Origin of the sequence: Moraxella bovis, from assembly GCF_002014975.1 — a bacterium.
In the GTDB taxonomy this organism is placed as follows: domain Bacteria; phylum Pseudomonadota; class Gammaproteobacteria; order Pseudomonadales; family Moraxellaceae; genus Moraxella; species Moraxella bovis.
The window spans coordinates 155,167-176,553 of sequence record NZ_MUXV01000022.1 but is presented as its reverse complement, the minus strand read 5'-3'; the positions used below and the strand labels follow the sequence as shown (position 1 = coordinate 176,553).

Genomic DNA, 21,387 nt, shown 5'->3' with positions numbered 1-21,387 from the left:
CAGCATACTTTTTAGACTACCACCAAAAAATAAAGTTTTTAAATTTGACATGGTTAATGATAGGCTTGCAGAATAAATAACAATTTACCTTATGTTATGATTAATTTTTAAACAATTCATTTACTTCTAATTTTGTCAAATTTACATTTATCTTAAAAATTGTCTTAAAAAATCTAAATATAAACAATGCAATTTTTAAAAACCCAACAGTCATTATAAAATTTTTGTTTTAAACAACAATTAAACCCTAAGTATTTTTTATAAATTTTTATGGTAAAATGGTAACGTTTTGTAATTATCCACACCCACCATTTATCCTTGCCTTGCCCCCACCCCACACACCGACAGCACCAAATCGGTCAGCAGTTGCCACACATCTTTATCGCTCACGCCCTTGATTGCCTTATCAATGGCATAGACATCGGACAACCACCGTCCGCCCTGCCCGTGCAGTCGCCGTGCCGTCTGCTCGTAGATGTATGCCTTGCTTTGCCAAATACTCAGCTCGCTTGGGGCTTTACCTGCCTGAATTTGCAGAATCAGCCGTACATCTTTGGCAATCGCCCACAGTACAATGCTTGGGGCGGTGTCGGTGCGTTTTAGGTGATGTAAAATAGCAAGGCTTTTTTGAGCATCTCCTGCAAGTATGACATCCGACAGATGAAACACGGTAAAATCCGCCCCGTCCACAAGCGACCGTTCTAGCTCGTCCACGCCAATCATCTGTCCATGCGTGTATAAAAAGGACGTCCGCCACAGGGTCTGATATGCCGACAACAGATGATGTTCGGTGTGCGATAGGAGCATTTGCCACGCATCAGGGCTTAGGATTAGCCCCAGCTCTTGGGCTTTGGCGGTCAAAATGTCGGTACGCACTGACTCATTATAGACATTGCCGTCAATCATAAGCCCTTGATTATCAAAGAGTTTTAGGGCTTTGGTGGCAAGTGATTTTTTGTCTTGCTTGGGCAGGCACCAGATGAGATGATTATGGCTATGCCCGCCTGCCACGTCATCAGCAAAGGCAGTAAGGCGAGCGATTGCCTTAGTGTCGGGCTTGTGATTGCCTGTAACTATCAAGGCGGTACTGTCACCAAACAGCGATAAGTCATTTAGCTCAGCGACCACGTCCAGCCATGATTTGGCGGACGAAAGCTCCATGCGTTTGATGAGTTGGTTATTTGCCGACCATTGGGGGCGACAGGCGTCAATGAGCCATTGGTGCAGAAGTGGCTCATCACTGTGCATGACCCACAGCCCCTGTGTGGGCGTGGTGTTGTCGTTTTTGAGATGATGAAAAAGCGGTAAAAATCGCTGTTGCACGGTCTGCTCGCTTAGCGTGCCATGGCTCGGTAACGCTCGGCAATGCGTTCGCCTAGCTGGTCATAGAGCCAGCCCCTACTCTCTTCGCCCTGCTGGTCAAGCGTTACCACACTCGCTTCGTTATATTGATAGCTTTGCTCCACTTGCATGGGGGCGGTGGTGGTTTTTGTGCCAACGGTGATTTTGACGTCCGCACTTAGCGCCAGACGAATCTCGGTCAAAGTGCCGACCAACTCATAACGGCGAAACCGCAAGTTATCTACACGGATTTGGTTGGTGCTAAACCCTGTTTTTAGGTGCATAAGCTCCAAATGCTTGGTCATGGCTCGTTTTAGGTGCAAGTTTTCCTGGCTGTCATCTAGGCTTAACTGCACGGTCTGATAAGCAGGGGCTATCTGCAAGCTCTCGCCTGTCCCACGCAAGGCAAATCCGCACCCCGATAAAGTTAGGGCAGATAAGACGGCTAATGCTAACAATGGAGCGGTTAAAAATTTTGGCATGGTTGTCCTTTTCTAAATTATTTTGTATCAAATCACTTCACAAAATACGCCACACCAAAACCTACCCAATAAATCGCCACCGCCAAAATCACCGCCGTAATCACACTTGCGATATTACGCACGACAGGCGGGGCAATGCTGGTTTGGGTGGTGTTTTCATCACGCACAGTGCTTTCGCTTTCTGCCTTTAAATAGCCCAGTCGAAGCACGGCATGGATGACGATAAAGACGGCAATCACCGCCCAATGAATTTGCAAAAATCCCACGACCAAATTGGCTAAAATGGCGATGTTGGATAATAGGCTAAACAGTTTGGTTTTTGGCATAATAAATCATGTAATGGATAATTTTAATAAAATGGATTGGACGTGTGGAGCGAATTATTTACCCCACACATCTATTTAAACACAATCAAACAACCACACTTACAAGTTTATTTGGCACCACAATCACTTTTTTGGGTTCGCCTGTGATAAATTTGGCAACGCTCTCATGCGATAGAGCCATTTGTTTAATGGTGCCGTTGTCCGTGTCTGTCGGTACGTCAATCTCGCCACGCACTTTGCCATTTACTTGCACCGCCATGACAATGCTGTCGCTCACGAGAGCCGATTTATCAAGCGTTGGGAAGGTAAGTGTGCGACTGTCAAACCCAAACACTTCTAGCAAATGCTCGCCAACGTGCGGAGCGTATAGCGATAGGATTGTCAAAAGCGTAATAATCGCTTCATGACGTACCGCCAAATCGCCACCGTCTGCTACATCAAACGCCCCAATGTCATTGGCAAGCTCCATAAGGGACGATACAGGCGTGTTCAGAGCCAAATGCTCGCCCAAGGCGGTGTCAATCTTGGCAATGGTCTCATGGGTCTTACGGCGTAGGGCTTTAGCGGATTTGGATAGGCTGTGGTTTGCCACGTCTAGGGCGGATTTTTCCACGTTACCAATCGCAGTCAAATGCTCATCGGCAAGTCGCCATACTTTTTTGACAAAATTATAAGGACCTTTTAGGGCAGAGTCTGACCATTCTAGCGTTTGGTCAGCAGGGGCGGTAAACATGGTATACAGTCGTACTGTGTCCGCTCCGTATTCGCCCATGATGGTCTGCGGGTCCACGCCGTTGTTTTTGGACTTTGACATTTTTTCAATTTTGCCAATGGTAACAGGCTCGCCGTCCGCTATCAGCACCGCTTCATTGCCACGCACTTCCACTTCATAAGGGAAATAGTAGGTTTTTGAGCCGTCCGCTTTTTCACGATAAAACGTCCCTGCCAGTACCATGCCCTGAGCCAGCAAGCACTCAAACGGCTCACTACCGCCAACCAAGCCTTCATCACGCATGACTTTATGGAAAAAGCGAGCGTACAATAGGTGCAAAATGGCGTGTTCAATCCCACCCACATATTGATTGACCGACAGCCATTTGTCCGCACCTTGTCTGCCGACCATTTGGGTGTCATCGTGGGGCGTGGTAAAGCGTTGGGCGTACCAACTACTCTCCACAAAGGTGTCAAAGGTATCGGTCTCACGCTCGGCAGGTTGTCCGCATTTTGGGCAGGTGCAGTTCACAAATTCAGGCAGTGATTTTAAAGGATTGCCATGACCGTCAGGCACGACATCGGTAGGTAGCACCACAGGCAAATCGCTCTCAGGTACAGGCACCGTTCCGCAGTACTGACAGTTAATCGTCGGAATCGGACAGCCCCAGTAGCGTTGGCGAGATACGCCCCAATCACGCAGGCGGTATTGAATGGTGGCGTTTGCCTTATCGCCCACGACTTCTAGAATTTTGGCACTCGCGGTGTCTTTATCCATGCCGTCAAGTACGCCTGAATTTACGCACACGCCATTTTTGTCGCTATACCAGTCTTGCCATGCATCTGTACTGTATTCTTTGCCTTTCAATTCAATGACTTGCTTGATTGGCAAGTTGTATTTTTTGGCAAATTCAAAATCACGCTCATCATGAGCAGGCACGCCCATGACCGCCCCCGAGCCGTAGCTCATCAGTACATAGTTGGCAACCCAAATCGCCACATCTTCGCCCGTTACAGGGTGCTTGGCAAATAGCCCTGTATCCATGCCTACTTTTTCAGCTTTGGCAAGTTCGCTTTCGGCAACCGAGCCTTGTTTGCACAACCTGCAAAATTCGGCAATTTTTTCATTTTGGCGAGACGCATATTGGGCAAGCGGATGCTCTGCCGATACCGCAAGATAGCTTACGCCCATGATTGTATCAGGGCGAGTGGTAAAGACGGTGAGTTTGTCCGCTTGACCGTCTAACTCATAGGTAAAATCAAGCTCCATGCCATGACTTTTGCCAATCCAGTTGTGTTGCATGGTTAGGACTTGTTTTGGCCATTTGTTTTCTAACAGTTTTAAATCGTCAAGCAGTTCGTCCGCATAGTCGGTGATTTTAAAATAATACATCGGAATATCACGTTTTTCAACGACCGCCCCCGACCGCCAGCCACGACCGTCTATGACTTGTTCGTTGGCAAGGACGGTGTTGTCCACAGGGTCCCAGTTTACGGTGGATAGCTTCTTATATACCAAGCCTTTTTTGTAAAGCTGTAAAAATAGCCATTGCTCCCATTTATAGTAGTCAGGATTGCAAGTGGCGAACTCACGAGACCAGTCAATGGAAAGACCTAGCGATTTTAGTTGCCCACGCATATGCTCGATATTGGACATCGTCCACGCATGGGGGGCAACCTCGTTGTCAATGGCGGCGTTTTCGGCAGGCAAGCCAAAAGCGTCCCAGCCCATCGGCTGCATGACGTCATAGCCTTTTTGGCGGTAGTAGCGAGACAACACGTCCGTAATGGCGTAGTTGCGAACGTGTCCCATGTGGAGCTTACCGCTTGGATAGGGGAACATGGAGAGCATATAGCGGGTGGGTTTGCCATTGTCGTTATTGTCGGTGTGGTAGCGGTTATCAGCTTGCCATTTGGCTTGCTGGGCTTGTTCAATGGCTTTAAAATCGTAATTGTTTAGGCTCATGATGGGCTAACTCAAAAATAAAAAATTTAACACGCTATTATAGCCGATTTTTGCTATAATTTGCCAATATTTTGTAAAGCGAGACACCCCCATGACGACCATTTACGGCATAAAAAACTGTAACACCATGAAAAAAGCCTTTGATTTTTTAAATCAAAACGGCATAGCACATGAATTTTTTGATTATAAAAAGTCGGTACTAAGCCAAGATGATTTTGCCAAATTTGTGGCAACCTTTGGCGAAAAAGTCATCAACAAACAAGGCACAACCTACCGCAAATTGGACGATGACACCAAAGCCATCTTGACCAGTGGCGACACGAGTGCCATGTATGAGATTGTCAAAGCCAACCAAAGCGTGTTAAAACGCCCAATCGTCATCGGCGATGGCGTGGCACTTATCGGCTTTGATGAGAGTGAGTGGGCGGGGGAATTTAATTAAATCCTGTTGATTGAATGTGGTTTACTCTAATGGTTATTTAGAAAGGCTTGACAGTGAAAACAAATCTTACGAAGTGTTTTGTCTTTGTGGCTGGGTTTTTAGCAGGGATTGTTTTTATCATCCTGAGTAACCGCTCATCTGACACCTTATACCAATGGAAAAATCCATCTGATACTTTGGTGCTGTCAGTAGCGACCAATGGCACTAACTATAACGCTTGGTTATCTAGCCATGATTACCATCGGTTTTTCTTAACGCCTTTTGCTAATGGTAAGGTTTTGCCGAGAGGTGTGATGATGGTGGTTGATGAAAACTTTTGAGATTATCAAAATTTAAAAGTTGAATGGCTGGATAATGGCTGTTTGATTACAGCAAAATACGGTTATCAGATTTATATGCCTTATCCTAGCGAAGAATTTCCTTAGGTAGATAACAGTGGTGTAGGGTGGGCTAAGCCCACCTTTTTTGTATTATGATTGTCATTGGCAAGTTTGTTTTACAAGTTGGATTTTAATTGTAAAATCTAATAAATTGAATGACTTACATTTTAGATGGCAGGTTTTTCCCACCCTACGCCAAATGCAAATTTGCCTGATTTAAACTCAAACTTCCCTTAAAATCTGCGTTCCCACACCTTCTTCGGTAAAGATTTCAAGCAAACAAGCGTGTGGCACTCGCCCGTCCACGATGGTCGCACTTCTAAGCCCTGCTTTGACTGCATCCAATGCCCCTGCGATTTTGGGTATCATGCCCCCGCTGATGGTGCCGTCAGCGATGAGATCATCCACGTCTGTGGGCGATAGACTGGTCAGGATATTGCCACTTTTATCTAGCACGCCTTTGATGTTGGTGAGCAGAAGTAGGCGTTCGGCATTTAAAAACTGGGCCACACGGCTTGCCACTAGATCGGCATTGATGTTATAAGTCTCGCCATTTTCGTCCACACCTAGTGGAGCGATGACGGGGATAAAGTCGCTATGGATTAGCATATTGATGACATCTGTATTGACGTGGGCGACTTCACCGACAAAGCCCAAATCAATGGGACTGCCGTCTTTGTCGGTCATGGCAAGTTTGGCCGCACGGATAAGGTTGGCATCTTTGCCTGTCAAGCCAATCGCCTGTCCGCCGTGCTTGTTGATAAGATTGACGATAGATTTGTTTACGCTACCGCCCAGCACCATCTCTACCACGTTCATCGTGTTTTTGTCGGTAACTCGCATGCCGTCTATGCGGTCAGACTCACGTCCAAGCTCATTCATGAGATTATCCACCTGCGGACCTCCGCCATGCACGACCACAGGATGAATGCCGACCGTTTTTAGTAGGACGATATCTCGGGCAAAAGAACTTTCTAACACAGGGTCGGTCATGGCATTACCGCCATATTTAACGACAATGAGCTTATCTTTATAACGCTGGATATAAGGCAGGGCGGTCGTGATGACCTCGCTTGTGTGTTTGGCTTCGTCTAGGGTTAGGGATTTGTGGTTTGGGGCTTTGTATTGCATGGCATTTTCCTTTCAAATAGTTGTAAAAATTTATCAATTACCAATAAAATCAATCACTTAATCCCAGAGCTACCAAACCCACTTGTCCCACGCTCGCTGTCATCGCTAAATTCATCGACAATCTCAAAACTTGGACGTACCACAGGCACCACCATATATTGAGCCATGCGTTCGGCAGGATTTAGGATAAAATCGCTATCGCCTCTGTTCCACACTGACACCATCAGCTCGCCTTGATAGTCAGCATCAATCAGACCAACAAGATTACCAAGCACAATGCCATGCTTATGCCCAAGTCCTGAACGTGGCAAAATAATCCCTGCAAAATTGGGGTCTTTGATATAAATTGCCATGCCTGTACCGATGAGTTTGGTCTCGCCCGCTTTGATAACCACAGCTTCATCAATGCACGCCCTTAGGTCTATGCCTGCCGAGCCGTCTGTGGCTCGGGTGGGTAGGGGAAAGGCAGGGTCAGTGCCGATTTTGGGGTTTAGGAGTTTGACTTGGACAGATTGCATAAGATTGCCTTTTAAATAACTCAATTTCATCAATGATTGGCTAATTTTAAGCAACTGCCCCCAAAAAAGCAATGCCAAAGCCCCAAAAGCCTTTTATTTTGCTAAATTTTTAAAAATTTCATAAAAAACGCTTGACGTATCAAAATTTACCTGTATAATACGCACCACGTTTAGTGATAAGGGTCGTTAGCTCAGTTGGTAGAGCAGTTGACTTTTAATCAATTGGTCGCAGGTTCGAATCCTGCACGACCCACCATTATCCTAGATGACCGAATAAGCCTTGTGCTTAGCGGGTCGTTAGCTCAGTTGGTAGAGCAGTTGACTTTTAATCAATTGGTCGCAGGTTCGAATCCTGCACGACCCACCATTCCCCAATAGCTCAGTCGGTAGAGCATCGGACTGTTAATCCGTGTGTCCCTGGTTCGAGCCCAGGTTGGGGAGCCATATTTAAAAGCCCTTTTCTATTTTGGAAAAGGGTTTTTTGTTGTTTGAATGTTATTTTACGGCTTGATTTTTTGTTTTTTGAAAGCATATAAGCCTTGATGATTTTTGTTTTGGTGTTGTTAAATTTGGGGTATATCGACAGGCGTGCTCAGCACGCCCCTACAAAAACATGATTTTTAAAATGCAGAATTGGTATATATTAAGGTTAATCAACCGCATTTCCCCAAAATCATATTCCAAAGCATGATTGACAACACCTATTTTATTTTTAAAAAGGAAACCCATTTGAGCCTAACTCACACCCTTAGTTTTGAACTGACCCCCTTTGAGCTTCGCACCCTGCTTGGCGAATACAACACGCACCTAAAATACCTACAAGACCGTCTTGATATTAGCATTGTCAATCGTGGCAATGACTTTATACTCACAGGCGATTTGACCCAAGTGGAGCGCGCCCAATATGTGCTGGGCGAGCTTTATGAGCTTGCCAAAAAATCAGACGACATCGCCCCAGAGGACTTGCACCTACTTATCCAAGCAAGCCTTGCCCGAAATCCAGAGACTACCCAAACGCACACGCCTGTGAGCCTATCGACTCGCAAAGGCAAAATCACGCCAAAAGGACACAACCAAGCCGAATATGTGCGCAATATTCTGCTCTCCGACATCTCGTTTGGTGTAGGTCCTGCTGGCACGGGCAAAACCTACCTTGCCGTGGCGGTGGCGGTGGATATGTTAGAGCGTGGCGAGATTGAGCGGATTTTGCTTGTCCGCCCTGCCGTGGAAGCGGGCGAAAAATTAGGCTTTTTACCGGGCGATTTGACCCAAAAAATTGACCCCTATTTACGCCCTCTGTATGATGCTTTGTATGAAATGCTTGGCTTTGAAAAGGTGGGTAAGCTCATCGAACGCCAAATCATCGAAGTTGCCCCACTTGCCTATATGCGTGGGCGGACTTTAAACAATTCTTTTGTTATCTTAGACGAAGCCCAAAACACCACGCCTGAGCAGATGAAAATGTTTTTAACACGGCTTGGCTTTGGGAGTCGTGCAGTCATCACAGGCGACACTTCACAGGTGGATTTGCCCCGTGGTCATAAGTCAGGACTTGCGGTGGCGTTGCAGATTTTGGCAAATATTGAGGACATTCACATCACTCGCTTTAACTCAAAAGATGTCGTGCGTCATCATTTGGTACAAAAAATCATTGACGCTTATGATGCTTATGATGCGGTGGAAAGCAAAATCGAGAGTGAGCGAGCCGAAATCCGCAAAAAACAACGAGAGGAACAAGAGCTAAACCGTACGTTAAACGCCTTGTCCTTTTTAAATAGCATAAAAGACGACAAAAGCGGTCAAAATGGCAAGGACGGCAATGATGAATGAAATAACGCTCAGTTTTGCCGATGATGTGGCAGGTCTTGCTGAGTTGCCAATTTATAATGAAATAAAAATTACAGAGATTTTTAATCATGCCTTAACGGTGATGAATGACAAAATCACGCACGGTTTGGCGTTGCCCTATTATCCATTTGATGAACTACCTGCTCAAAACTGGATAGATTTGCCAAAATCTTTGGATATTTATGTCTGTGGCACAGATGAGGGGCGTGAGCTCAACCTTGACGCTCGGGGCAAAGACTACGCCACCAACATTTTATCTTATCCGAGCGACATACCGAGCGATGTCTGTCAAATGATGAATAATATACCACTGGGCGAGCTGGTGATTTGCCATGATGTGGCGGTGCGTGAAGCAGATGAGCAAGGCAAAACGGTGGAAAATCATTTAACCCATTTGCTGGTGCATGGCATTTTGCACCTACTTGGGTTTGACCATGAGCTTGGGCAAGCAGAGCAAGATGAAATGGAGGGGTTTGAGATTGAGATTTTAAAGGGGCTTGGGGTTGGCAATCCCTATGAATGACAAAATTTCATCATACCCCAAAACAAAATAAACCAACAACGCCCCCAACCGCCCACGTTTGGGGGGTATTTTTATATCAAAACCACAAACGACATTGGCCCAAAAAACACCACACCTTTATAACAAATTCATAGATCACACGAGTTATTTGTTATTGACAAGTCCCCCCGCCTTATAATGAAACTTTTATTTTTTGGAATGGGTAAAATGATAATAACAGTTCTATTTTGTGTCATCATGACTGTATTGTTTATTAGGTAGTAATCCAAAAAGTATGCTATAACAAAAACTAAAAAGACAACTTGCACAAAAGTTGGTAATTTACGGTTATGAAGACACAAATTACCATTACTTGCCCAAGTTGCCTGTCGGTTAGTATAAAGAAAAATGGCATAGAAAGCTATGGCAAACAGAGCTATTTTTGCAAAGATTGTCATAGACAGTTTGTTCATCATTTACAGCTTACTGACAAAGGTTGTCAATCTTACATCAATGACAAAATACGCTTAATGTCAGCTTGTGGTTGTCGTATTGCTGACATTGTGATACTTGAACAAGTCAGTAAGGGTAAAGTATTTAGCGTGCTTGCAAACAGTAATCACCAAATCAAACCAAGACAAAAGCATTACAATACCTTAAAGATAGATGAGTTTAGGTATGAGTTTTAACAAAATTGCTTGTGATGATTGGGACAGCTTTCTTGTTGCTTTTAAGCACTCTATCAAACAAGTGGGCAAACGCTTTACCGTTGGTATTGAAGGCAACAACACAAGGCTTAGAGCCTTTGTTAGGCGAGCATTTAGAAAAACGTGTTGTTTCTCTAAAAACCTAACCAATCATCTTAAAGCATTTGACTTGGTGTTTCATTATATCAACCATGGGTGGGTGTAGCATACTTTTTGGGCTAGAGCCGATTTTTTCTCCGCCGTGTTTGATCTTATCATTATCATAGCAATCATCGGCATTATTTTAGCCATATTCTTTTAAATATATCAAAAAAACACCCCAAAATCACTTACTTTTAGGGTGTTTTTATACTTTTATGAATGATTAGTGAACTTTTTTCACTTTTTTACCTTTAATCACACGATAAATCGGCAAAATCACCATGATGATGGCAAGCACCCACAAAGTCATGGAAATGCCACTTTGCCATAGGATATCCAAATCGCCTTGTGAAATGGACAACGCACGGCGTAGGTTAGATTCCATCAAATGACCAAGTACATAACCCAAAATAAGGGCTGACAATGGGAAATTGAGCTTACGCAAGAAATAACCAAAAATACCAAGCCCAATCATCAGCATGAGGTCAAAAGTGGTGCTGTGAATTGAATATACACCCACAAAGCTCACCGCCGCAATGGCTGGGATTAGGATGTAGTTTGGAATGTCGAGCAGTTTGGCAAAGAATTTGACAAGCGGTAAGTTTAACGCCAGCAAAATCACATTACCGATAAACAAAGACGCAATCAAGCCCCACACGATGTCAGGTTGCTCAGCAAAAAGCTGAGGACCGGGCGTGATGTTGTACAGGGTCAAAGCACCCATCATCACGGCAGTCGTACCCGAACCTGGCACACCGAGCGTCAGCATGGGAATGAACGAACCACAGGCAGAGGCGTTGTTGGCAGCCTCAGGAGCCGCGATACCTCGTAAGTCGCCCTCGCCAAACTTACCACTCTCGCCTGCGATTTTACGCTCGTTTGAGTAGGTCATCGCTGAGGCGATGGTCGCACCCGCCCCTGGTAGCACACCCACCACAAAGCCCGTCAAGCCACTACGCACAATCGCACCTACTGCCGACATGAATTCTTTGACATTGACCATGCCACGCTTGCCTTGTTCTAGGGCTTTTTGACCCACGCTTGTCTTTTCTAGCATGATGAGAATTTCACTCACACTAAAAAAGCCGATGACGATGGTGGTAAAGGCGATGCCATCAGACAAATTGACCAAACCAAAGGTAAAACGATACACACCCGTTACCGCATCAACACCAACAGTGGCAAGCAGTAGCCCAATGACTGCCGCAATACCTGTTTTTAGGGGAGCATCGCCCACCAAGCCACTAAGACAGGTCAAGGCAAAGACCATGAGGGCAAAATACTCAGCAGGACCAAAGCTAATCGCCCAGTTTGCCAAAAGCGGTGCAAACAACACCACCCCTGTGATGGCAATCATCGAACCGATGAACGAACTTAGGGCGGATAATGACAAGGCAATCCCTGCCTTACCTTGTTTGGCAAGCGGATAACCGTCCAGCGTGGACATGATCGCCGCCGCGTCCCCCGGCACATTTAGTAAAATCGCTGAGATACGACCACCATATTCACAGCCTAAGTAAACAGCAGCAAGCAAAATCAACGCACTCTCAGGTGGCAGACCCATCGCATAAGCAATCGGTAGCAAAATCGCCACGCCGTTAATTGGACCAAGCCCAGGGAGCATACCCACAATCGTACCAATAAATGCCCCAACCAAAGCGATGATTAGGTTTTGGGGTGTGGTCGCAACAGCAAAGCCTTGCATTAAAAAATTTAAAGTATCCATGATTTACCCCAAAATTGGCCTCAAAATACCCGCAGGCAGGCTCACTTCTAGCGGACCATTAAACAAATAATATGTGCCTACCGCCATTACCAAAGAGGCGATGAGTGTCTTGTGCCATTTACCATCAAACAACACACCCACCGCCCATGCCATGAGTGTGGTCGCCACGATGTAGCCAAGCATCTCAAACAGCACAGCATACAAAGTCATGGCAATGGTACAAAACGCTAGGTTTTTGATGATGGGCTTATTGAGACCCAATTCGATTTTTTCGGCAAATTTGGCAGGACGAAACACAATCACTGCACTCAATACCGCCAAAAGAGTCAATAGCATGACAGGATAAGGGCGGGGACCGATGGGGTCATAAGAAATGGGTGCGGTATAGCCCCATGCCATGACAAGCAAAATGAGCGACACCAAAAGCATAAGCCCTGAAAATATACGAACTACCATAAAATTTCCTTTTTAAAAAACCAATCCCAAAACAGGATTGGTTTTGTCATCATAAGATGATGATTATCTTTTTTCTTCAGTAGGTTTAGCTTCTTCGGCAGGAGCATCAGCAGGCTTTTCTTCTGCTTTTGGCGTGGTTACATTACCTTCAACCAAGTTAAACTCAGCCGACAAAGCATGTAGCTCCTCTGTTTGCTCATAGACATACTTAGTAAGTTCATCGCCTGTCATGGCAAATGGCAGAAGTTCACGGTTGGTGCGAAGTTCAGCAAATTTAGGGTCAGCCAGCATTTTGTCAAATTGACCTTTCCACCAGTTATAGGATGCATCAGATGCCTCTGGTGCCATGTAGTAACCACGAATCACAGGCCACTCAATGTCAAAACCCTGCTCTTTGGCAGTAGGAATGTCTTTAAAGCCCTCGCCTTCCAAACGCTCGGCAGAAAACACCGCAAGCACACGCAATTTGCCTGCTTTCACATGAGGCATGACCTCAGCAATACCTGCCGACACCACTTGAATGTGGTTGCCAAGTACCGCTGTTACTGCCTCACCGCCACCCTCCATCGCCACATAGCCCATAGTATTTGGGTCAATGCCAGCCGCTTTGGCAAGTAGAGCTGTTTGCATCCAGTCTTGACCGCCCACACTACCACCTGCCCCAAAGGAGATAGATTTGGGGTCTTTTTTCAAGGCATCAACTAGGTCGTTCAGGGTTTTGTAAGGTGAGCTTGCGTTTACCGCCACCATGCCATAATCTGTACCCACCGCCGCAAGCCATTTCACATCTTTTTCGGTGAATTGACCGAATTTGCCTTGTGATAGGTTTAGGATAGAGCCTGTGGAGAACGCCACAATCGCATCGCCATTTTTGCGGTCGTTGGCAACGATTTTGTTGTATGCCACCGCACCCACGCCACCGGGCATGTAGGTAACACGCATGGGTTTATCAAGCAGACCTAAGTCTTGTAAGCCTGACTGAGCAAGTTTACAAGTTAGGTCAAAACCGCCACCTGGTTTGGCAGGGGCGATACATTCAGGGCGTTTTGGGGCTTCGCCTGCTACGCTTGTATCACCGCCTGTTGTGCCTGATTGAGCTTGTTGTTTATCGCCACCGCATGCAGTCAGTGCCAAGATAGATAGGGCAATCGCTCCGTATTTAAAAGCTTTCATATACCACTCCGATATTTTAAGGTATAAAAACCCAATAAAACCACACCCTTCATACCTAAACTTAGTGGCTTTATTGGGATAAGTCCAATATTCATTTTGCGATAATTTATCATTAATCCAAACGGCTTATCACAAAACTTCACTTATCATATAAAAATAAAAAACATTTTGCAACAAAAAAATATATAAATTTTATAAAAAATAATGGCTTTTTAATCAGCAAACCATCATTAATTCATAACATGTAATAATACACTTTATATACACAGTTGATGGCTTGTTGTACATATAAATTATATCATTACATATTTTATAAAAAAAATGGTGCAATATATAAAATACATGATTGTATTTTATATGAAATATTGCTACATTAATGCCATGTTTATGATACTGATATTGCCATGTCCAATGAGTTTATTTTAGGGATTATCAACTTTTTTACATCTGCTCTTGCTGGCATTACAGGGCTTGGCGGTGGCACGATTTTACTGGGGCTCATGCCAATGTTTCTAACCGCCAGTGCCATCATTCCCGTGCATGGCTCAGCACAGCTTGCCAGCAATGTCAGTCGCATTTGGTTTGGTCGTCATCAAATGGATTTTACCTATGTTCGTCCTTTTGCGGTGGGGGCGGTGGCAGGTATGTTAGTATTTGGTACGGTGGTGCGATTTATCCATTTAGAACTTATTCCGTTATTTATTGCGATTTATATTTTACTTACCCAATGGTCAAAAACCATTAATCACTTATTAAAAAGTTTTGAAAACTTTTATTTAATTGGTTTTTTACAAACGGGCATAGGTTTATTTGTCGGAGCTCCTGGTCCACTTCATATGCCCTTACTCATGAAAAAATATGAGGATAATGATGTCATCGTCACCACAGGCTCGCTCATGATGACGACTGTTCATGTGTTTAAGTTGGCAATTTATGCGATATTGGAATTTCAATTTTTGGCATATTGGCAGGTCATTGTACTGATGGCAATCTCTGCCTCGCTAGGCTCATGGGCTGGGGTCAAACTTCGCCACAAAATCCCAATGGCATGGCTAAAAACTGCCCTACCCTATATTTTGACCATCATCGCCCTAAAAATCATCTATGACAATGCGGTCAAATTTGGGTGGTTGGGAGCGATGTTTTAATAAAATTAAGTCATCATGCCATTATCACTTAAAACCACAGCTTACACATAAAACCACCCACAAAACCCAAACAAATCGCTCCAAATCAAATGTCGCCTTTGGGTGGTGTTTTTGTGCTTTTGGCAAATTAAATACTCCATGATTTCAAAAAACATAATTTTTTATTGACAACTTTTTTTGACTGTATTATCTTGTTAAAATTGTGTCTAAATGATGACAATGGCAACCCTCTTTATTTTAGGAGTAATTCATGAAAGCATTCAACAAACTTGCCCTCGCCTGTATCATCGGTACATCTACCCTACTCACCGCTTGTGGTGGCGACAAATCTGCTGAGCAAAAAACTGACAGTAGCCAAAACACAAGCACTACTGCAAGCGATAAGTTAGAAACCAAATTTGTAACCATCGGCACAGGCGGTGCGTCAGGTCCTTATAACATCATCGGCACCTCACTTGCTGAAGGCTATGCCAGTCAGTTCGGTGCCAACGCCAAAACCCAAACCACAGGGGCATCGGTTGAGAACCTAAACCTACTTGACCAGAAAAAACTAGAAATGGCATTTGTCATGAGTGACGCTCTTAACGAAGCGGTAAGCGGTACAGGCAACTTTAAAGCCCCACTTACCAGCGTGTCACAAATCGCCACGCTATACCCCAACTATGTGCAGATTGTTGCCTCACAAGCCTCAGGCATTAAAAGCATTGAAGATTTGCGTGGCAAACGTATCGCTGTTGGCGCCCAAGGCTCAGGCGTAGAAGTCGCCACTCGTGCTTTGCTTGAGGGCTTTGGTATCACTTATAACGATGTTAAGGTGGATTATTTAGGTTATGCCGAAGCGGCTGACGGTCTAAAATCAGGCAAGTTAGACGCAGCGTTCTTGACCAGTGGCCTGCCTAACTCATCACTTATGGAGCTAGAACAAGGTTTTAAATTACAAATGGTTGCCATCCCTGCTGACAAACTTGCCGAGATTGCCAAAACCAAAACTTACTTTGTCCCCATGAATATTCCCAAAGGTACCTACAGCAATACCGAAGATGTACCAACGGCGGCGATTTTAAACACCCTTGTGGTGCGTAGTGATTTGAGCGAAAATGACGTTTATCTTTTAACCAAATCACTCTTTGAAAACTTGCCTGCCCTGCAAAACGCTCACCAAGCCGCCAAAGACATTGACATTGCTAAGGCTCAGACAGGCTTGGTTGCACCACTACATGCAGGGGCAAAACGTTACTATGATGAAATGGGTGCTGCTACTGCCAACGAACCCATCTCTGGCGACACCGTCCAAACCACAGAGAGCGAAGCAACTACCGAAACTGTTAAAACGACCATCGAAGAGAAGAAGTAAGTCATTATCATCAAGCGCCCAAAAACCATAGTCATCATCAGCATGGCTATGGTTATCCTTTGTCTGATGGGGATATTTACCCCTACCAACAATGCGGTAATATTAACCGCCGACACTCATCACCACACGCTCGCTCGTTGTCGTCTGCCTGATGGCTTTATTTTAAAATGGCGACATTCAGTAGAAAAGCAGTATTGGCAAGAAGTGTATGAGTTAGACAAGGATATACTGGTTTTGACCAAGACTTATATCCAAACATTCGGAGCGGGCGTGCCTAGTACAGGCAAGACCATCAGCGCTCCCGAAGGCTATGTGGGACAACTTATCAATCAGTCCACACCTCAAATCAGCTGGATAGTCTCAACCAACATGCAAGGCGAGATTTTGAGCGACACTCAGACGTTATCGCTTTATAAAATCGTCCCCGAATACAGCCAAATCCATATCAGTCCAGAGCAGCTGAATTTTTGGCAGTTTTATCACATCCCTTCATGTTTAAAACAACAAAGAGAATAATATGACAAATGCAAAAACCCCTGACGATACTGGCATATCAGACAGTAAAGCTCAAGAGATTTTAGAAAAATTTGACCGAGAATCTGTCACTCGAAACCCCAAAAACAACTGGGTGTGTTATCTGATTGCTGGCATTGCCATTTTGTACTCGATTTTTCATTTATACATCACCTTCAACCCCCTGCCCGAACTGGTGCAACGCTCTATCCACGTGGCAGTGGGGGCGGCTCTTATTTTTTTAATCTATCCCCCCGCCAAAAAATCCAGCCGTCAAAAGGTCGTTTGGTATGACTGGATTTGGGTGGCTCTTGCCTTGTCCAGTGCTGGCTATTTGATATGGCAATACCAAGACATCGTTACCGTACGGGGTGGTATCCCCAACCAAATGGACATCGTCTTTGCCATCATCACGGTGGTGGTGGTTATGGAAATGGCACGGCGGATTACAGGGTGGATTTTACCAATTTTTGCCTTAGTTTTTTTGGCGTATCCATTTATCAGCCACATGGATTTTATGCCTGATCGCCTACTGACACGCCCTTATGATTTTGGCGATATTTTTGGACAATTATACCTAAAAACCGAAGGGCTATACTCGACCGCCATCGGTGCGTCTGTTACCTTTATTTTCTTGTTTATCTTATTTGGCTCGTTTTTGGCTCGCTCTGGTATGGGACAGTTGTTCAACGATTTGGCGTTGGCGTTGGCAGGTCATAAACAAGGAGGCCCTGCCAAGGTGGCGGTGATTTCTAGTGGCTTTATGGGTTCTATCAATGGGGCTGCTGTTGCCAACGTGGTTGGCACAGGGGCATTTACCATTCCACTCATGAAACGTGTAGGATATAGCAAAGAATTCTCAGGGGCGGTGGAAGCCAGTGCATCTGTCGGTGGACAAATCCTACCACCCATTATGGGAGCGGCCGCCTTTATCATGGCAGAAACCACAGGGGTCAAATACAGCACCATCGCCCTATCGGCGGTACTGCCTGCCCTACTGTACTATCTGGGCGTGATTGCTCAGGTGCATTTTAGAGCAGGTAAGCTTAACTTGCGTGGCATCCCCAAGGCGGATTTGCCCCGTGCCAAAGAAGTTCTAAAAGCTCGTGGACATATGCTCCTACCCATCGTGTTTTTGGTGGTACTACTTGCCAAAAACGTGCCGATTGGCTATGCTGCTGCCTATACCATTGGGGCAACCATCGTGATTAGCTGGCTACGTCCTGAGACTCGCATGGGCTTTAAGGACATTTTAGGGGCATTTGAAGACGGTGCCAAACAGTCGCTATCAGTCATGGCAGCGTGTGCGGTCGTGGGCGTGGTCATCGGTGTGGTAAACCTGACGAGCTTTGGTACAGTCATGACATCGTCCATCGTAACGCTTGGGGCAGGCTCGCTGTTCTTGACGTTACTTCTCACTATGCTTGCCTCTATGGTGCTTGGCATGGGCTTGCCATCCATTCCTGCCTATATCATTACCGCCACGATGGCAGCCCCTGCCTTGGCAACGTTTGATGTGCCGATTTTGGTGGCTCATATGTTTGTGTTTTATTTTGGGATTTTTGCCAACATCACACCACCTGTGGCATTGGCTGCCTTTGCAGGAGCGGGTATTTCTGGGGGTGACCCCATGAAAACAGGCTGGCAGTCACTCAAACTGGCATTGGCTGGCTTTATCGTGCCATTTATGTTTGTCTATAACCCCAACATGATGATGATTGATGTTACCGACATGGCAGTTACCGCCAAAGAGTTTGCCATGCCAGCATGGCACGTTATTGCTACTGTTGCCACCACATCCATTATTGGCGTGCTTGCTCTATCAGCGTCCGTAGAGGGTTACTTTAAGACCACGCTACCGATATGGGCGAGGGTTGTTACTGCTATTGGGGCGTTTTGCCTTATCGTGCCTGAGACCATGACGGACGTTATTGGTCTTGGGGTGGTCATTGCCATGTTACTATTGAATGTTAAAATGGCAAAAAAACAAACTGCTCTGTCTTAATCCATGCATCGCCTTTGGGCGGTGTTTTTTTCAAACCAAAAAATAGACAGAAACACCCATAAACAAATCCTAGCATGACCCCCAAAATCATGTTAAAATAAAGCGATTTTTATTCATAGTTTTTATTCTCAACAACCTGGAAAAGCATTATGGCTCATCAAGATGTTCCTGCACAGGACAAAACTCACGACACCGCTTTTTTATCCGAAGCGGATGCTCAGCGTTTACAATTTGAACAAAACGCCCTGCATTACCATGAACACCCCCGTCCTGGTAAAATCTCTGTCACTCCCACCAAACAAATCGCCAACCAACGAGACCTAGCTCTTGCCTACTCCCCTGGCGTGGCGGTGCCTTGTCTTGAAATCGAAAAAGACCCCAAACTTGCCGCCAAATACACCGCTCGCTCCAATCTAGTTGGCGTGATTACCAACGGTACTGCTGTGCTTGGGCTTGGCAACATTGGTGCATTGGCGTCCAAGCCTGTCATGGAAGGTAAAGGCGTGCTATTTAAGAAGTTCGCTGGCATTGATGTGTTTGACATTGAGATTAATGAGACCGACCCCGACAAATTCATCGAGACAGTGGCAAGCTTGGAGCCGACCTTTGGCGGGATTAACCTAGAAGACATCAAAGCACCTGAGTGCTTCAAAATCGAGCGTGAACTGCGTGAACGCATGAATATTCCTGTATTCCATGACGACCAGCATGGTACCGCCATCATCTCAGCCGCCGCCCTGCTAAACGCTCTACAACTTAACAGCAAAAACATCGGCGAGATTACGCTTGTCTGCTCAGGGGCAGGGGCGGCAGCGATTAGTTGCCTTGATTTGATTGTGGCACTTGGAGCCAACAAAAACAACATCTATGTGCTTGACTCAAAAGGCGTTATCACGACAAGCCGTGAAAACCTAGACGAATCCAAAGCCCGCTTTGCTCGTGATACCGACAAGACCACCCTTGCCGAAGTCATGAACGGTGCCGACGTATTTTTAGGTCTGTCAGGGCCAGGCGTGGTCAGCCAAGATATGGTACGCTCAATGGCAAAAGACCCGATTATCTTTGCCCTTGCCAACCCAACCCCTGAGATTATGCCCGAGCTTGCCCATGCGGTGCGTTCGGACGTGATTATGGCGACAGGTCGCTCAGACTACCCCAACCAAGTCAATAACGCCCTATGCTTCCCTTATATTTTCCGTGGGGCATTGGACGTTGGGGCAACTGTCGTTAATGAAGAGATGAAGCTTGCGTGCGTACACGCCATCGCAGCGATGGCTCACACCGAATCCACCCCGTCTGTGGACAGTCAAAAAGACGAAACTGGCAAAAGCTTTGGGCGTGAGTACCTTATCCCCGGTCCTTTGGAGCCAAATCTTATCCTAGAGATTGCCCCTGCTGTTGCCAAGGCTGCGATGGACACAGGCGTGGCAACCTTGCCGATTGCAGACTTTGATGTCTATCGCCAAAAATTGTCTGAGTTCATCTATAATACTGCTCTTGCCATGAAGCCCATCTTCAACAAGGCAAAAGCCAACCCCAAACGTATTGTCTATGCCGAAGGTGAAGACATCAATGTGTTGCGTGCGGTGCAAGTGGTGGTGGACGAGCAAATCGCCCAGCCTATCCTTATCGGTCGCCCCGAGATTATCAACCAAGAAATCGACAATCTCGGTCTGCGTTTGGTCGATGGTCAAAACATTACCATCATCAACCCCAACAACAACCCCCACTACGACAGATATGTCGAATATCACTACACAGCCAATCAACGCAATGGCGTCAGCTTAGAGCTGGCTCGTCGTGATGTTCGCCGTAAAACCACGCTTATCGGCTCACTCATGGTCGAGCTTGGCGATGCGGACGGCTTGATTTGTGGTACGTTTGGTTTTTATCACTTGCATTTAAAATACCTAAATCAAGTCATCGGCAAAAAAGATGGCGTATCCAACTTCTACGCCATGAGTGCCGTACTCATGCAAAACCGCAACCTGTTCATCGCTGATACCTACATCAACGAAGACCCAACCGCCGAAGAGCTTGCCGAGATGACCATTTTGGCAGCCGCAGCAGTACGTCGTTTTGGTATCACACCAAAAGTCGCCCTACTGTCACATTCTAACTTTGGGGCATCAGACCGTACTTCTGCTCTCAAAATGCGTCAGGTGCATGACATCTTAACAAAGATGAACGTGGACTTTGAGTTTGATGGCGAAATGCATGGCGACACCGCCCTAGATGAGCGTATGCGTCAGCACAGCTATCCATTTAGCACCTTAAAAGGCTCGGCAAACCTACTTATTATGCCAACGCTTGACAGTGCCAACATCGCCTTTAACCTACTAAAAACCGCCACAGGCTCGGCCGCCCTAGGGCCTATCCTGCTAGGTGCGGACAAGCCGGTGCATATCTTGACACCTTCTGCGACCGCTCGTCGCATCGTCAACATGACCGCCCTATCGGTATCGGACGCTCAGGACATGGCAAAATAAGCCGGTCAAACCCAAAAAGCACTCATCA

The 21,387-nt window shown here is 45.8% G+C and carries 19 protein-coding genes, 3 tRNA genes and 1 pseudogene; 14 read left to right on the top strand and 9 right to left on the bottom strand.

The window, feature by feature from the left end; genetic code table 11:
* Nucleotides 1-312 precede the first annotated feature (312 nt).
* The 4 genes from holA to leuS form a co-directional block, all read right to left on the bottom strand.
* Nucleotides 313-1,323, bottom strand: a complete 1,011-nt coding sequence (holA, locus tag B0182_RS05865; RefSeq protein ID WP_078274013.1) for a DNA polymerase III subunit delta — start codon at nt 1,321-1,323, stop codon at nt 313-315.
* Nucleotides 1,324-1,334: 11 nt separating this feature from the next.
* The gene (locus tag B0182_RS05860; protein WP_078274012.1) at nt 1,335-1,823 is read right to left on the bottom strand and encodes an LPS-assembly lipoprotein LptE; all 489 of its coding nucleotides are present in this window, start codon (nt 1,821-1,823) and stop codon (nt 1,335-1,337) included.
* Nucleotides 1,824-1,855: 32 nt separating this feature from the next.
* Complete coding sequence (locus tag B0182_RS05855; RefSeq protein ID WP_078274011.1) at nt 1,856-2,149, bottom strand: hypothetical protein; 294 nt, start codon at nt 2,147-2,149, stop codon at nt 1,856-1,858.
* A gap of 85 nt (nt 2,150-2,234) precedes the next feature.
* Nucleotides 2,235-4,826 (bottom strand): leucine--tRNA ligase, encoded by a 2,592-nt coding sequence (gene leuS, locus B0182_RS05850; protein WP_078274010.1) that lies wholly within the window; start codon nt 4,824-4,826, stop codon nt 2,235-2,237.
* 91 nt (nt 4,827-4,917) lie between these two features.
* On the opposite strand from leuS, the gene B0182_RS05845 reads away from it, so the two are divergent.
* Both B0182_RS05845 and B0182_RS13910 read left to right on the top strand, forming a co-directional pair.
* Nucleotides 4,918-5,268, top strand: a complete 351-nt coding sequence (locus B0182_RS05845) for a Spx/MgsR family RNA polymerase-binding regulatory protein (RefSeq protein WP_078274009.1) — start codon at nt 4,918-4,920, stop codon at nt 5,266-5,268.
* Nucleotides 5,269-5,321: 53 nt separating this feature from the next.
* The gene (locus B0182_RS13910) at nt 5,322-5,588 is read left to right on the top strand and encodes a hypothetical protein (RefSeq protein ID WP_112742521.1); all 267 of its coding nucleotides are present in this window, start codon (nt 5,322-5,324) and stop codon (nt 5,586-5,588) included.
* Between the two features lie 282 nt (nt 5,589-5,870).
* Here the strand turns inward: B0182_RS13910 and argB are convergent, their stop codons facing one another.
* On the bottom strand, nt 5,871-6,779 hold the full coding sequence (gene argB / locus B0182_RS05840; RefSeq protein ID WP_078274008.1) for an acetylglutamate kinase: 909 nt from the start codon (nt 6,777-6,779) through the stop codon (nt 5,871-5,873).
* 53 nt (nt 6,780-6,832) lie between these two features.
* Nucleotides 6,833-7,297: a dUTP diphosphatase gene (gene dut / locus B0182_RS05835; protein WP_078274031.1), complete on the bottom strand. Its 465-nt coding sequence runs from the start codon at nt 7,295-7,297 to the stop codon at nt 6,833-6,835.
* 180 nt (nt 7,298-7,477) lie between these two features.
* On the opposite strand from dut, the gene B0182_RS05830 reads away from it, so the two are divergent.
* The 7 genes and pseudogenes from B0182_RS05830 to B0182_RS15395 all read left to right on the top strand — a co-directional run.
* Nucleotides 7,478-7,553 (top strand) — tRNA-Lys (locus tag B0182_RS05830).
* Between the two features lie 35 nt (nt 7,554-7,588).
* Nucleotides 7,589-7,664 (top strand) — tRNA-Lys (locus B0182_RS05825).
* A gap of 1 nt (nt 7,665) precedes the next feature.
* Nucleotides 7,666-7,741: transfer RNA gene (locus B0182_RS05820), tRNA-Asn, on the top strand.
* Nucleotides 7,742-8,026: 285 nt separating this feature from the next.
* The gene (locus tag B0182_RS05815; protein ID WP_115369386.1) at nt 8,027-9,127 is read left to right on the top strand and encodes a PhoH family protein; all 1,101 of its coding nucleotides are present in this window, start codon (nt 8,027-8,029) and stop codon (nt 9,125-9,127) included.
* Nucleotides 9,117-9,668 (top strand): rRNA maturation RNase YbeY, encoded by a 552-nt coding sequence (gene ybeY, locus B0182_RS05810; protein WP_078274006.1) that lies wholly within the window; start codon nt 9,117-9,119, stop codon nt 9,666-9,668. The genes B0182_RS05815 and ybeY overlap by 11 nt, the downstream gene beginning before the upstream one ends.
* 329 nt (nt 9,669-9,997) lie before the next feature.
* Nucleotides 9,998-10,336 carry a transposase-like zinc-binding domain-containing protein gene (locus B0182_RS15400; protein ID WP_458367883.1) on the top strand — a complete coding sequence of 113 codons (339 nt, stop codon included), beginning with the start codon at nt 9,998-10,000 and terminating at the stop codon, nt 10,334-10,336.
* Nucleotides 10,317-10,559, top strand: a pseudogene (locus B0182_RS15395) (IS1 family transposase); the annotation flags it as partial. The gene B0182_RS15400 and the pseudogene B0182_RS15395, both read left to right, overlap by 20 nt.
* Before the next feature lie 159 nt (nt 10,560-10,718).
* Here the strand turns inward: B0182_RS15395 and B0182_RS05800 are convergent.
* From B0182_RS05800 to B0182_RS05790, 3 genes are all read right to left on the bottom strand, one after another.
* Nucleotides 10,719-12,221, bottom strand: coding sequence for a tripartite tricarboxylate transporter permease (locus tag B0182_RS05800; protein WP_078274005.1), 1,503 nt, complete (start codon nt 12,219-12,221; stop codon nt 10,719-10,721).
* Between the two features lie 3 nt (nt 12,222-12,224).
* Nucleotides 12,225-12,677, bottom strand: a complete 453-nt coding sequence (locus B0182_RS05795) for a tripartite tricarboxylate transporter TctB family protein (protein ID WP_078274004.1) — start codon at nt 12,675-12,677, stop codon at nt 12,225-12,227.
* 63 nt (nt 12,678-12,740) lie between these two features.
* Nucleotides 12,741-13,850, bottom strand: coding sequence for a Bug family tripartite tricarboxylate transporter substrate binding protein (locus tag B0182_RS05790; protein WP_078274003.1), 1,110 nt, complete (start codon nt 13,848-13,850; stop codon nt 12,741-12,743).
* Between the two features lie 404 nt (nt 13,851-14,254).
* Between B0182_RS05790 and B0182_RS05785 the strand changes: the two genes are divergently transcribed.
* The 5 genes from B0182_RS05785 (at nt 14,255) to B0182_RS05765 (ending at nt 21,359) form a co-directional block, all read left to right on the top strand.
* Nucleotides 14,255-14,998 (top strand): sulfite exporter TauE/SafE family protein, encoded by a 744-nt coding sequence (locus B0182_RS05785; protein ID WP_078274002.1) that lies wholly within the window; start codon nt 14,255-14,257, stop codon nt 14,996-14,998.
* 250 nt (nt 14,999-15,248) lie between these two features.
* A complete protein-coding gene (locus B0182_RS05780) occupies nt 15,249-16,352 on the top strand; it encodes a TAXI family TRAP transporter solute-binding subunit (protein WP_078274001.1) in 1,104 nt (367 codons plus the stop codon).
* Nucleotides 16,353-16,394: 42 nt separating this feature from the next.
* The gene (locus B0182_RS05775) at nt 16,395-16,868 is read left to right on the top strand and encodes a DUF1850 domain-containing protein (RefSeq protein WP_078274000.1); all 474 of its coding nucleotides are present in this window, start codon (nt 16,395-16,397) and stop codon (nt 16,866-16,868) included.
* 1 nt (nt 16,869) lies between these two features.
* Nucleotides 16,870-18,870 (top strand): TRAP transporter permease, encoded by a 2,001-nt coding sequence (locus tag B0182_RS05770; RefSeq protein WP_078273999.1) that lies wholly within the window; start codon nt 16,870-16,872, stop codon nt 18,868-18,870.
* A gap of 149 nt (nt 18,871-19,019) precedes the next feature.
* The gene (locus B0182_RS05765; RefSeq protein WP_078273998.1) at nt 19,020-21,359 is read left to right on the top strand and encodes an NADP-dependent malic enzyme; all 2,340 of its coding nucleotides are present in this window, start codon (nt 19,020-19,022) and stop codon (nt 21,357-21,359) included.
* Nucleotides 21,360-21,387 lie beyond the last annotated feature (28 nt).